Annotated in this window: 12 protein-coding genes; 6 read left to right on the forward strand and 6 right to left on the reverse strand. The window is 71.0% G+C overall.

Annotated features, from left to right (window positions below; translation table 11 throughout):
- Positions 1–11 precede the first annotated feature (11 nt).
- Positions 12–1,100 (reverse strand): phosphoribosylformylglycinamidine cyclo-ligase, encoded by a 1,089-nt coding sequence (gene purM, locus BM288_RS05160; RefSeq protein ID WP_092916618.1) that lies wholly within the window; start codon positions 1,098–1,100, stop codon positions 12–14.
- Between the two features lie 137 nt (positions 1,101–1,237).
- Here purM and tdh point away from each other — a divergent pair, with 137 nt between their 5' ends.
- The 4 genes from tdh to BM288_RS14430 all read left to right on the forward strand — a co-directional run bounded on the left by tdh (position 1,238) and on the right by BM288_RS14430 (position 5,480).
- Positions 1,238–2,299 (forward strand): L-threonine 3-dehydrogenase, encoded by a 1,062-nt coding sequence (gene tdh / locus BM288_RS05165; protein ID WP_092916620.1) that lies wholly within the window; start codon positions 1,238–1,240, stop codon positions 2,297–2,299.
- 3 nt (positions 2,300–2,302) lie between these two features.
- Positions 2,303–3,481: a glycine C-acetyltransferase gene (locus BM288_RS05170; protein ID WP_092916622.1), complete on the forward strand. Its 1,179-nt coding sequence runs from the start codon at positions 2,303–2,305 to the stop codon at positions 3,479–3,481.
- A gap of 161 nt (positions 3,482–3,642) precedes the next feature.
- Positions 3,643–4,470, forward strand: coding sequence for a hypothetical protein (locus BM288_RS14260; RefSeq protein WP_143103026.1), 828 nt, complete (start codon positions 3,643–3,645; stop codon positions 4,468–4,470).
- A gap of 275 nt (positions 4,471–4,745) precedes the next feature.
- Positions 4,746–5,480, forward strand: a complete 735-nt coding sequence (locus BM288_RS14430) for a hypothetical protein (RefSeq protein WP_177220258.1) — start codon at positions 4,746–4,748, stop codon at positions 5,478–5,480.
- Between the two features lie 68 nt (positions 5,481–5,548).
- Here the strand turns inward: BM288_RS14430 and BM288_RS05185 are convergent, their stop codons facing one another.
- Positions 5,549–6,409, reverse strand: a complete 861-nt coding sequence (locus tag BM288_RS05185; protein ID WP_092917718.1) for an SDR family oxidoreductase — start codon at positions 6,407–6,409, stop codon at positions 5,549–5,551.
- Between the two features lie 113 nt (positions 6,410–6,522).
- Here BM288_RS05185 and purF point away from each other — a divergent pair, with 113 nt between their 5' ends.
- Positions 6,523–7,980, forward strand: a complete 1,458-nt coding sequence (purF, locus tag BM288_RS05190) for an amidophosphoribosyltransferase (RefSeq protein WP_092916626.1) — start codon at positions 6,523–6,525, stop codon at positions 7,978–7,980.
- Between the two features lie 10 nt (positions 7,981–7,990).
- Here the strand turns inward: purF and BM288_RS05195 are convergent, their stop codons facing one another.
- Together BM288_RS05195 and BM288_RS05200 are read right to left on the reverse strand one after the other, a co-directional pair.
- The gene (locus tag BM288_RS05195; RefSeq protein WP_092916628.1) at positions 7,991–9,145 is read right to left on the reverse strand and encodes a hypothetical protein; all 1,155 of its coding nucleotides are present in this window, start codon (positions 9,143–9,145) and stop codon (positions 7,991–7,993) included.
- Positions 9,146–9,147: 2 nt separating this feature from the next.
- Positions 9,148–9,651 carry a hypothetical protein gene (locus tag BM288_RS05200; protein WP_092916630.1) on the reverse strand — a complete coding sequence of 168 codons (504 nt, stop codon included), beginning with the start codon at positions 9,649–9,651 and terminating at the stop codon, positions 9,148–9,150.
- A 136-nt stretch (positions 9,652–9,787) separates the two neighbouring features.
- Here BM288_RS05200 and BM288_RS05205 point away from each other — a divergent pair, with 136 nt between their 5' ends.
- A complete protein-coding gene (locus tag BM288_RS05205; protein ID WP_318255348.1) occupies positions 9,788–11,164 on the forward strand; it encodes a short-chain fatty acid transporter in 1,377 nt (458 codons plus the stop codon).
- A 187-nt stretch (positions 11,165–11,351) separates the two neighbouring features.
- On the opposite strand, the gene BM288_RS05210 is transcribed toward BM288_RS05205, so the two are convergent.
- Together BM288_RS05210 and BM288_RS05215 are read right to left on the reverse strand one after the other, a co-directional pair.
- Positions 11,352–12,296 (reverse strand): hypothetical protein, encoded by a 945-nt coding sequence (locus BM288_RS05210; RefSeq protein WP_092916632.1) that lies wholly within the window; start codon positions 12,294–12,296, stop codon positions 11,352–11,354.
- 18 nt (positions 12,297–12,314) lie between these two features.
- The gene (locus tag BM288_RS05215; protein ID WP_092916634.1) at positions 12,315–12,689 is read right to left on the reverse strand and encodes a sterol carrier family protein; all 375 of its coding nucleotides are present in this window, start codon (positions 12,687–12,689) and stop codon (positions 12,315–12,317) included.
- Positions 12,690–12,700 lie beyond the last annotated feature (11 nt).

Below are 12,700 nucleotides of genomic sequence, written 5' to 3' on the forward strand. Positions count from 1 at the left end.
CCCGCGCCCGCTCAGCGGTACGCGCCGGTGAGGCGCACGGCGCCGCCGTCGACGCCCTTGGCGCCGCGCACCCAGCCGGCGAAGTCGGCGGGCGCGTCCTGCACGCCGCCCACCGTCCACGCGGGGATGCCGGCGGCCTCGCTCGCGGCGATCACGTCGGCCGCATCGGCCTGGTCGACGACCACGAGCATGCCGAGCCCCAGGTTCCACGTGCCCTCCGCGTCGGTGAGCGGGAAGCCGCCCAGCTGCGCGAGCGCGTCGAACACCTCCGGCACCTGCCAGCCGGCGCGGTCGATCTCGACCGCGAGCTGCTGCGGCAGCACGCGCGCGAGGTTGGCGGCGATGCCGCCGCCGGTGACGTGCGAGATCGAGCGGATGCCCAGGCCTGCCTCGAGCATGCCCAGCAGCGGGGAGGTGTAGAGGCGGGTGGGCTCGAGCAGCACCTCGGCGGCGACGCCGCCCAGCTCGTCGACCCGGTCGGTGAGCGCGACTCTGCGCTCGGCGAGGATGTGGCGCACGAGGCTGAAGCCGTTCGAGTGCAGGCCGGAGGAGGCCATCGCGACCACGACGTCGCCGGACTGCACGCGCTCGGCGCCCAGCACCGCATCCGCTTCGACGATGCCGACGGCGGCACCTGCCACGTCGTAGTCATCGGGCTGCATGAGACCCGGATGCTCGGCCGTCTCGCCGCCGACCAGCGCGGTGCCGGTGGCCTCGCAGGCCTCGGCGATGCCGCGCACGATGTCGGCGATGCGCTCGGGCACGACCTTGCCGGTGGCAATGTAGTCGGTCATGAACAGCGGCTTGGCGCCCACCACGATGATGTCGTCGACGACCATGCCGACGAGGTCCTGGCCGATGGTGTCGTGCTTGTCGATGGCCTGCGCGAGCGCGATCTTCGTGCCGACGCCGTCGGTGGAGGTGGCCAGCAGCGGCTTCGCGTACGAACCCGCCGCCGAGAGGTCGAACAGCCCGGCGAAGCCGCCGAAGCCGCCGAGCACGCCCGGCCCGTGGGTGCGGCTGACGGCCGCCTTCATGAGCTCCACCGCGCGGTCGCCCGCCTCGGTGTCGACGCCGGCGGAGGCATACGGATCGGTCATGCTCCCAGGGTATCGAGCCGCCGGTGCTCAGATTCAACGTGTCGGGTGCGCACTCGGCGCACCCGGTGCGGCAAACCGGCACCTGACACGTTGAGTTCTGATGGCAGGATGGCGTTGGCATACCCACCACCCCGTCGATGGAGACCTCCGTGCATGCACTCGTGACCCGAGGCAAGCCGGGACTCGAGCTGGTCGAGATCCCCGAGCCCGAGACCCCGCCCGGCCATGTGAAGGTGCGCGTGCTGCGCGCCGGCATCTGCGGCACCGACCTGCACATCGATGGGTGGGATGCGTGGGCGCAGTCGGCCGTGCAGCCCGGGCTGACCGTCGGGCACGAGTTCTGCGGCGAGATCGTGGAGGTCGGCGAGGGCGTCACCGACTATGTCGCCGGGCAGCTGATGAGCGGCGAGGGGCACGTGGTGTGCGGCCACTGCCGCAACTGCCGCGCGGGCCGCCGGCACCTGTGCATCCGCACCTCGAACCTGGGCGTGCAGCGCGACGGCTGCTTCGCCGAGTACGTGGTGCTGCCGGCCACCAACGTCTGGGTGCACCCGGGCGCGACCGCGGCCACCGCATCCCCGCAGGAGCTCGACGTGTTCGGCATCTACGACCCGTTCGGCAACGCGGTGCACACGGCGCTGAAGTTCCCGGTCGTGGGCGAGGATGTGCTGGTCACCGGCGCCGGCCCGATCGGGCTGATGGCGGCGATGGTCGCGCGGCACGTCGGCGCCCGCCACATCGTCGTCACCGACCTGTCGGAGGCGCGGCTCGAGCTCGCGCGCTCGCTCGGCTTCCGGGCGCTCAACCCACGCGAGCAGGAGATCAAGGACGTGCAGGGCGAGCTCGGCATGACCGAGGGCTTCGACGTCGCGCTCGAGATGTCGGGCGCCCCGGCCGCGCTCAAGGGCATCATCGAGAACCTCAACTTCGGCGGCCGGATGGCCATGCTCGGGCTGCCCTCGGCGCCCATCGAGCTGGACTTCAGCAAGGTCGTCTCGCACATGCTGACCATCCAGGGCATCTACGGCCGCGAGATGTTCGAGACCTGGTACGCGATGAGCGCCATGGCGCAGTCAGGCCTCGACATCTCCCCCATCATCACCGACCGCTTCGCCTTCGCCGACTGGGAGGGCGCATTCGACCGTGCCCGCTCGGGCGCCGCCGGCAAGGTCATCCTCGACTTCACCCAAGGAGCCTGATCCGTGTTCTCCATCCGTGACTCCATCGCCGACGAGCTCGCCGAGATCGAGGCCGCCGGCCTCACCAAGCGCGAGCGGGCGATCGACTCCCCGCAGGCCGCGACCGTGACCGCGAACGGCCAGCAGGTGCTCAACTTCTGCGCCAACAACTACCTCGGCCTCGCCGACCACCCGACCATCGTGGAGGCGGCCAAGGCCGCACTCGACGACTGGGGCTTCGGCATGGCCTCGGTGCGCTTCATCTGCGGCACGCAGACGCAGCACCTCGAGCTCGAGGCGCGGCTCGCGTCGTTCCTGAGCCAGGAGGCGTGCATCCTCTACTCCTCGTGCTTCGACGCGAACGGCGGGCTCTTCGAGACGCTGCTCAGCGCCGACGACGCCGTCATCTCGGACGCCCTCAACCACGCCTCGATCATCGACGGCATCCGGCTGTCGAAGGCCGCCCGCCACCGCTACGCCAACCGCGACATGGCCGAGCTCGAGGCGCGGCTGCAGGAGGCCGCCGGCGCACGCCGGCGCCTGATCGTCACCGACGGCGTCTTCTCGATGGACGGCTACCTCGCGCCGCTGGAGGCGATCTGCGACCTCGCCGAGCGCTACGACGCGATGGTGATGGTCGACGACTCGCACGCGGCCGGCTTCACCGGCGCGACCGGTGCCGGCACCCCCGAGCTCGCCGGCGTGCAGGACCGCGTCGACATCATCTCCGGCACGCTCGGCAAGGCGCTCGGCGGTGCCTCCGGCGGCTACATCGCCGCGCGCGCCGAGATCGTCGATCTGCTGCGGCAGCGCTCGCGCCCCTACCTGTTCTCGAACGCGCTGGCCCCCTCGGTGGTGGCCGGCTCGATCGCCGCGCTCGATCTGGTCGAGGGTGCGGCGGAGCTGCGCGAGACCCTGCAGCGCAACACCGCGCGCTTCCGGGAGGGCATGGAGGCGGCGGGCTTCGAGCTGCTGCCGGGCGAGCACCCGATCATCGCGGTGATGTTCCACGACGCGCGGCTCGCGGCGGACATGGCGGATGCGATGCTCGCCGAGGGCGTCTACGTCACCGCGTTCTCGTTCCCCGTCGTGCCCCGCGGCGAGGCGCGCATCCGCGTGCAGCTCTCGGCCGCCCACTCGGATGAGGACGTCGACCGCGCGGTCGCCGCGTTCGCCGCTGCGCGGGAGCGCGTCGCCGTCTGAGCGAATACGCGAATCGGGATGATTAATTGACGCTGGGCTTGGACGCAACGAGCGGATGGATCGGAGTAGCGCAGGTCGCGGTGACACTCGCAATTCCGCTCGCTATTGAAGTACGAAGCGTCGCACGCAGTTGGAATTTCCGATTGCCGACAATCTCAATCATGCAACTCACGATTCTGAGCGTAGCCAGTGCTGCATGCCTGACGGTATTGACATTGGCTCTTCTCGCTCTGGAGTCAGGTAGGGAGTTTAAGCTCTCGCCTCCTGTCATCAGCTTCATACTCACGGCATTTATCGGTGTTGTACTGACTCCATCGCTAATACCCGCCGCAGCGATACTCCGAGTTGCGGTGGTCAAACCCAAGGGTCTTGCTGCAGATCTCCAAGAGATCGTAATTCGGATGATTGCGGTCCAGAAGCGAATGCGTGCCAGCGCCAGTCGAGTTCGCAGACTACTTCATCGAGGTCTTTCGCTGAGTGAGTCCATGTCCGATCAGTACGCGCGCGCCAAGCTACTCGCCGAGCCATCTGAGACGAGCCTGAGCAAATTGGAGCAGGCAGTACTCCTTAGGGTTGTGCGCGATGCTCAACCTCCGCTCGAGCCAGCCGACGCGCTGAAATCCAGTCTCGTTGCGCGCCTTTCCGGAATCCCACTCGCCCTCGCCGAGTTCGAACGCACCGATGCACATGCGCAAGTGTCGATATCAATACTCAAGCGGCAAGTGCGTCTCGTGATCACAGCTCACTTGGAGTTGGAACGAATTGCGGCTTTCGACGCCACTCGCCAGGCCCAGTTTGAAGAAGTTGTCGCGAGCGAGAAGCGGCACGCTGAGGTAGTCGCGCAGAGAGCACTGGCTTTGATCGAGAGAACCTTGGATGCGCTCGGGCGTTCAGACGCGGCACTAGAGGACTTTCTCGGCGCCGCGGATGCTATCCAGCAGCAATTGGACTCGACCGTCAAACGTCTCGAGACGAGCGTCGGCGAGTGAAAGTGCGCATATGTGAGTTGATTGGCGCGTCGGAATAACTGTCGCGCTTGATGCTCGTTCTCGTCGGTTAAGTAAAGTGATGGCCGACACAGTCGACGGCAACTCACTTGGGCGGCGCTGAGAACAACGGTTCCAGTCGCAGCGGAGTGCCACGCCGAATCGGACGGTGATGAAGTGGCAGCGTGAGAGGCCCGCAGCTTCGAGCGTGCTGAGTCGCATCCGTTGACCCTCTGCAGTGACCGCCTTACCGTCGGTCTAAAGGGTGGAGGCCGACGATGGAGATCGCACGCGGGGTATGGCTCGCACGCAGCGCGCTCGCACTGGTGCTCGCCAGTGTCGCGACCGCTCCGGCCGCCGCCGCTCCCGCAGCGACGAGCGTGCCGGGGCTGCCCGACGACGTCGCAGCGTTCTTCGCCGAGCAGGCGCCGGAGGTGCTCGAGGCCACCGAGCTGCACGGCACCGCCGCGGGCAGTGTGCATGAGGTCTTCGCCTGGAGCGAGGCGTACCTGAGCGGCGCCGCGGGCGGGCCCACCGTCTCGCTCGACGAGTGGATCGCGCCGGTCGAGCGGCTCGGCGAACCGGTCGGCACGATCACCGCCTACCGGCCGGCGCCGGATGAACCCGCGACGTTCGCCGCGACGAGCGACGACGCCGAGCTGGCGGCGGCGCTGCTCGGCGTGCGGTCCGGATCCCGGCTGGTGCTCGATGCACCGGCGGACGCCTGGTTCGCGCTCATCGACGGCACCGTCACGCCGCTCGACGAGCACGCGACCGAGCTGCTGCCGGCCGGCCGCGCCACGCTCGAGGAGCTGCAGCCCAGCGTGGTCGAGCGCTACGCGAGCATGCGCGCGCAACCCGACGACGTCACCGCACCGGTCGGCAGCAGGACCCCCGATGGCTCGGTCCCGCAGCCGTGGCTGCTGGGGGCGGGCATCGCCGCGGTGGTCATCGGGCTGCTCGCCGTGCTCGGGCTCGTGCTGCGCGCCCGTCGCAGGCGCCGCGCGGCGTGATCGCCGGCGGCGCGCGCGGCCTTCGACACGGTGTGCGCCTGCGGCGCGCACCGGCTCAGGCAGCGGGGTCAGAAGACGGGCTTGCCGCCGGTGACGCCGAGCACGGTGCCGGAGACGTAGCTGGCCTCGTCGCTGGCGAGGTAGACGAACGCGGTCGCGACCTCGATCGGCTGGCCGGGGCGGCCGAGCGGCGCGTTCATGCCGAAGTCCTTCACGCTCGGCTTCGTGGCCGGCTGCAGCGGGGTCCAGATCGGGCCCGGGGCGACCGCGTTGACGCGGATGCCGCGGCCACCGAGCTGCGCGGCGAGGTTGACGGTGAAGTTGTTGATCGCCGCCTTCGTCGAGGCGTAGTCGAGCAGCGTCTCCGACGGCTCGAACGCCTGGATGGATGAGCAGTTGACGATGCTCGCGCCCTCCTTCAGGTGCGGCAGCACGGCGCGCGTCAAGTTGAACATCGCGAAGATGTTCGTCTCGAACGTCTGCCGCAGCTGCTCGTCGGAGATCTGCTCGAGCCCGTCCTGCGCCATCTGGTAGCCGGAGTTGTTGACCAGGATGTCGAGCCCGCCGAGCTCCTCCATCACCTTCGCGCAGAGGTCCTGATTGGCCTGGTCGGTGCGCTGGTCGCAGGGCACCAGCACCGCGCGGCGACCGGCGGCCTGGATCTGGCGGCCGGTCTCGTCGGCGTCGTCCTGCTCCTGCGGCAGGTAGGCGATGGCGACGTCGGCGCCCTCCTTGGCGAAGGCGATGGCGGTGGCGCGGCCGATGCCGGAGTCGCCGCCGGTGACGAGGGCGCGCTTGCCCTCCAGCCGGCCGCGGCCGGTGTAGCTGGTCTCGCCGTGATCGGGCACCGGGTGCAGCGCGTCGGTCCGTCCGGGCCACTCCTGCTGCTGCTCGGGCAGATGCTTGATGGATTCCGTGTCGGGTTGCATGGCGACCACGATGCTCCCCTTGCCTGACCATTCGGTGGGTGACCCGACGCATCCGCCCGCACGTCCCGCTCGATAGGCTGGGTCGTCAGCCCCACGACAGAAGGAGCTCGCCTGTGTGCGGCATCGTCGGCATCGTCTCCGACTCGAGCGTCAACCAGCAGGTCTACGACGCGCTCGCGCTGCTGCAGCACCGCGGGCAGGACTCCACCGGCATCGCGACCGCCGACGGGCGCTCGATCCACGTCAAGAAGGCCAAAGGCCAGGTGCGCGAGGCCTTCCGCACCCGCGACATGCGCGCGCTGCTCGGCCACCTCGGCCTCGGCCACGTGCGCTACGCGACCCGCGGCGAGGCCGAGAACGAGCTCGAGGCGCAGCCGTTCTACGTGAACGCGCCCTACGGCATCGTGCTGGTGCACAACGGCAACCTGACGAACTCGCGCGAGCTCGAGCGCGAGCTCGCCACCGTCGACCACCGGCACGTGAACTCCGGCAGCGACACCGAGATGCTCGTGAACGTGCTGGGCTCCGAGCTGCAGACGCTGGTCGCCACCGGCGCCCTCGACGCCGACCGCGTCTTCACCGCCGTGCGCCGCGTGCACGAGCGCATCCAGGGCTCCTACGGCGTCATCGCGCTGATCGCCGGGTACGGCATGCTCGCCTTCCGCGACCCCTTCGGCATCCGGCCACTCGTGCTGGGCTCGCGCCGCAGCACCAAGGGCCGCACCGAGTGGATGGTGGCGAGCGAGTCGGTCGCCCTGACCGGCTCGGGCTTCACGCTCGAGCGTGACGTCAGGCCGGGAGAGGCGATCTTCATCGCGCCCGACGGCGAGCTGATCACCGAGATGACCCACGACAGCCCGGTGCTCATGCCCTGCTCGTTCGAGTACGTCTACCTCGCCCGCCCCGACTCGGTGATGAACGGCATCAACGTCTACGAGTCGCGCCTGCGCATGGGCGAGCGGCTGGCCGACACGATCGCGCAGTACACGCCCGCGGGCAACATCGACGTCGTGATGCCCATCCCGGACTCCTCCCGCCCGGCAGCCATGGAGGTCGCGCGGCGGCTCGGCATCGAGTACCGCGAGGGCTTCTACAAGAACCGCTACGTCGGCCGCACCTTCATCATGCCCGGGCAGGCCGCCCGCAAGAAGTCGGTGAAGCAGAAGCTGAACGCGCTCGAGAGCGAGTTCCGCGGCAAGAACGTGCTGGTCGTCGACGACTCGATCGTGCGTGGCACCACCAGCCGCGAGATCGTCGAGATGATGCGCTCGGTCGGCACGAACTCGGTCACCTTCACCTCGGCCGCTCCCCCGGTGCGCTACCCGCACGTGTACGGCATCAACATGCCCTCGCGCGCCGAGCTCATCGCATCCGGCCGCACCATCCCGCAGGTGAACGAGGCACTCGGCAGCGATTTCCTCGTCTACCAGGAGGTCGAGGACCTGCAGCGCGCGATCCTCGACGGCTCGTCGATCGAGGGCCTCGACCTGTCGTGCTTCACCGGCGAGTACGTCACCGGCGGGGTCACCGACGAGTACCTCGAGTGGGTGGAGCGCACGCAGCTCAGCTGAGCGGTGGAGCTCAGCCGACGGGTTCACGGGCGGCAGACGGCGCCCAGACACCGACCGCTGCCACCAGGCACGCCAGCGCTGCCCCGAGCACGACGTCGGGCAGCGGCACCGCGTGCAGCAGCAGCGCCGCGAGGCTGGCCCCCGCTGCGCCCGCGAGCAGCAGCAGCGCGGTCGCGCCGGTCGCGACCCGGTGACCGGCGCGCCGTGCGAGCTCTGCAAGGGCGACGGATGCGGCGAGCGCCACACCGAGCACGACCGCGGCCACCCAGTCCAAGACCCCGGGCCGCGCGATGGGGGCCGCGAGCGCCGCGGCGCCGCCGACCGTCGCGAGGACCGCTGCGGACCGGCCGCCGGCTCGTTCGGCGAGCATCGCCAGCGGCGGGCCCAGCAGCGCCCCGAGCGCGAGGGTGAGGGCGATCGGCCCGGCCGGCTGCGGGTGGTCGGCGCCGATCGCAGAGAGCGCCGGACGCAGCGCAGCGAGCGCGGTGAGGCCGGCGGCGGCGATGGCCAGCAGGGCCAGAAGCGCCGGCTGCGCGGTCTCCGCGGCGCGGACCCCTTCGAGATCTGAGGACCTGTTGTGGCGGGTCCCCTGATCCGGAACAGGTCCATCGACACGATCCGACGGTGGATTCGACGCCGTGGCGAGTGCCGCGATGACCAGCTGCAGGAGCGCGGCGGCGATGAGCGCGATGCTCACGCCGAGCGCCGATGAGGCGGCGGCGACGGCGACCAGCGCGACGCCCGCCGCGGCGGCGAGCAGCGTAGGAGCCGGGCGCACCCGCGGCGCGAGCACCGGGTCGGCGGCGACCTGCGCGCGCACGCCGGCGATCTGCACGCCGGCGGCCAGGCCGAGCGCTGCGGCGACCGCCAGGTGCGGCGGCTGATCGAGCAGCGCGAGGGCCGCCGCGCCGGCAGCGGCAATCGCGGCGACCGTCGCCGCAGCGAGCAGCAGCGCACGGGGCGCGGTGCCGGCGCGAGCGGAGACCGCACCCAGCACGGCGATGGCGAGCGCTGCCGCGGCGAGCGCGCAGGCCGCACCGAATGCGAGCGCGAGGGGTGCGCGCTCGCGCCCCAGCGCATCCGTCACCAGTGCGGCTGCGGCGAGCCCGTGCGCGACCCAGGCGAGTGCGTGCCCGCTGCCGAGCCGTGCGCGCCGGGTCGCCACGCTCAGATTCCGCTGGGGCGGTCGCGCTCCTGCGCCTGGTCGTCGCCGGGCTCGCCGGGCAGCGGCCGGCGTTCGGGCTCAGCGGCCTCGTCGTGCGCGAGGTGCTCGAACGATGCCTCGCCGGCGTCGGAGGGCGCGACCGCCGCCTGCGGCTGCTCGGGCGCCTCGACGTCGGTCTGCTCGGCCATCAGCATGCGGCCGCGCTTGGCGAGCGCGCGGTCGACCAGCAGCGCGACGACCGCGCCGACGCCGACGCCGAGCACCACGCCGACCACGATCGCCAGGCCGAGGATTCCGGTGGTGTCGACGGGCTGACCGGCCTCGTCGACCCCCGGCGCCTGCACCGCGGAGACCAGCCAGGCGACGAGCGCGCCGACCACGGCGCCGAGCAGCATGAAGACGCCGAACCTCGGCGAGCGCCGCACCCGCACCTCGACGTCATGGCGGCGCTGCGCTGCGGGCTGCCCGCCGTCGTGCTGGTCGGCAGGATCGGGCGTCTGGTCCATGCCCCGATCATCCCACTGCCGGAGGCCCCGCGGGCGCGCCCCACCGCATCCCTCCGACACGAACCTTCGGTAGCCTCGCCCATGGTGCCCTTGGCCCATTGCAACCCCTCCCGCCCCTTGCACAACGAGGTGAACCATGGCGAACACGCCTGCCGGAACGAAGCAGTCCGGAGCCCCGCTCGCACGCGCGATGCGCCCCATCAACAACGTCGTCGAACGGTGGATACCGTCGGCGCTCGTCTTCGCGATCGTCCTGACGCTGATCGTGGCGCTGCTCGCCCTGACGGTGACGCAGACCAACCCGGTCGACCTGGTCACGTACTGGGGCGACGGGCTGGCCGGTCTGCTCGCCTTCATGACGCAGATGGCGCTCATCCTGCTGCTCGGCCACATGCTCGCCAACACGCGGCCGGTGCGCAAGCTCCTGCGCCGGCTCGCGTCACTGCCGCAGACGCCCGTGCAGGCCTACCTGTTCGTCTTCGTCATCGCGGCGGTCGCCTCGCTGATCACCTGGGGCCTCGGCCTCGTCGTCGGCGGCCTGCTGGCGCGCGAGGTCGCGGCCTCCGGCAAGGAGCGCGGCCTCAAGCTGCACTTCCCGATGCTCGTCGCCGCCGGCTTCTCAGGCTTCGTCGTCTGGCACATGGGCTACTCGGGCTCGGGGCCGCTGACCGCCGCGACGCCTGACTCGTTCATCGCCGAGCACCTCGGCGGCGAGGTCATCCCGATCACCGAGACCACGTTCGCCCTGCCCAACCTCATCGGCGCCGTCGTCACGATCGTCGCCGTCGCCGTCGCACTCTCGCTCGTGGCGCCCCGCGGCGCCGACAGGATCGTCGAGCTGCAGCTCGACGCGCGCGAGCACATCGTCGAGCAGGAGGAGGAGGTCGTCACCCCCGCCGACCGCATCGACGCCAGCCGCATCATCACGCTCATCGTCGGCGCAGCGCTGGTGTTCTACCTGGTGGTGCACTTCGTGCAGGGCGGCACCATCACGCTCGACATCGTCAACTGGTCGTTCCTGGCGCTCATCTTCCTGGTGGTGCGCAGCCCGTTCGAGATCATTCGCCTCACCAAGGAGGCCGCCTCCAACGTCGGTGAGATCCTGCTGCAGTTCCCGCTCTACGCGGGCATCCTCGGCATCATGACCGGCTCGGGCCTCGTGCAGGTCTTCTCGGACGGCTTCGTCGCCATCTCGAACCCGACGACGTTCGGCATCTTCGCGCTGCTGTCGGCGGGCCTGGTGAACTTCTTCGTGCCCTCGGGCGGCGGGCAGTTCGCGGTGCAGGCGCCGATCATGCTCGACGCCGCAGAGCGGCTGGGCGTCGACCCGGCCATCCCGATCATGGCGGTCGCCTACGGCGACCAGTGGACCAACATGATCCAGCCGTTCTGGGCGCTGCCGCTGCTGGCGATCGCGGGCCTGAAGATGCGCGACATCCTCGGCTACACCACCGTGACGCTCATCGCCTCCGGGCTGGTGTTCGCGGGCATCCTGCTGGTCTGGTCGCTCTGACCGCCTGACCGCTGGATCGGCCCCTGCCTCGGCGGGGGCCGATCTGCGTCTCAGGGCGGGCGGATGCGTCGGGTCGCCCCGCGCACGCTCCGACCGTCAGACGGGTGGGCGGTTCCGCAACGAGATCTCGGCCGGTCAAGGACCAGATGGGCGTCTGGAGAACGGCCCCGGCGGCGGGCTGCGCCTCTCAGCGGCGGTGGCGGAAGAGCGAGTTCGTGCGCAGCGAGGTCTTCGACAGCGCGCTGGTGGTCAGCGACGAGCGCACGAGCGAGGAGCCGCGACGGCGCATCCGCTCGGCGTCGGCCAGGTCGAGCCTGCCGACCAGCGCCTCGGTCGCCTCGTCGAGGTGGGTCGGCAGCCCCTGGCGCACGCGCGCGGCCGCGGCCTCGGCCGCCCGCCGCGCCTGCTCGGCGGCGCGGTGGGCGTCCTGGCCCTGCGACGCCTGCTGCACCTTCGAGTCGACGCGCGAGCGCAGCTCCTCGATGCGCGAGAGCCGGTCCCCACCGGGCAGCTGCTGCTGCCGCGGCGGCTGGCGCTGCTGCGGCGGCTGCTGCTGCGGCTGGCGCGGCTGCTGGTGCCCCTGCTGCCACTGCTCGCCCTGGCCCTGCTGCTGGCCCTGGCCGCGAAACTGCTGGGGCTGCTCGGCCGCGCGCCGTGCGCCCTGCCCCTCCCACTCGGGGTGGGCGTGATCGATCGCGCGCGCAGCGCGCTCCTGCTCCACCGCCGCGGCGGCCGCGTTGATGCGCTCCCGCCACGACTGCGGCACCTTGCTGACCAGGTGCTCGGCCTGCGAGCTCGCCTCGCCGTAGCGCTGCGTCGCCTCGCGCTGCACCTGCTGCACGCCGCTGCGCACCTGCTCCTGCGTGCGCCGGGCGGCACCGCGCGCACGCTCCCGGAGGGCGCCGAAGCCGCCGCGCATCATGAGGAAGCCGATGAACGTCGCGGCGCCGGCGAGCAGCACCGGCACGAGCGCAGTCTCGAGCGCGTAGTCCATGCCCATCACGAGCGCAGTCTGCGCCACCCACGGGAGCCACTGGATCAGCGCGGGCACGCCGTTGAGCAAGAGGATGACACCGATCACCGTGGTGACGAGCGGACCGACCCACCCCTTGGACTGCACGACCTGCGCCATGTGCTCAGTATGGCGGGCTCAGTCGCCCTTCGGGTGAGGCAGGCGGACGAGCGGCAGCCAGGGCGACACGTCGGCGCGCACGCCCGAGGCGTGCACGGCTCCGCGACCCACCGCATCCGCCCACGTCTCCGTGCCGCACGCGAGCGCCAGCCAGGTCGCCGCATCGGTCTCGATCACGTTCGGCGGGGTGCCGCGGGTGTGGCCGGGGCCCTCGACCGCCTGCACGGCCCCGAAGGGCGGCACCCGCATCTCGACGCTCTTGCCGGGTGCCCGATCGGCCAGGCACTGCAGCGTGTAGCGCACCGCGAGCGCCGTCTGCGCACGCTCCGCGCCGGGCGCCAGAGCGGCGCGCACGGCGTCCATGCCATCGGTATCGGGGATGCGCTTGGCCACGTTCCGAGGGT

It is taken from the genome of Agrococcus baldri, assembly GCA_900114805.1.
Taxonomy (GTDB): Bacteria; Actinomycetota; Actinomycetes; order Actinomycetales; family Microbacteriaceae; genus Agrococcus; species Agrococcus baldri.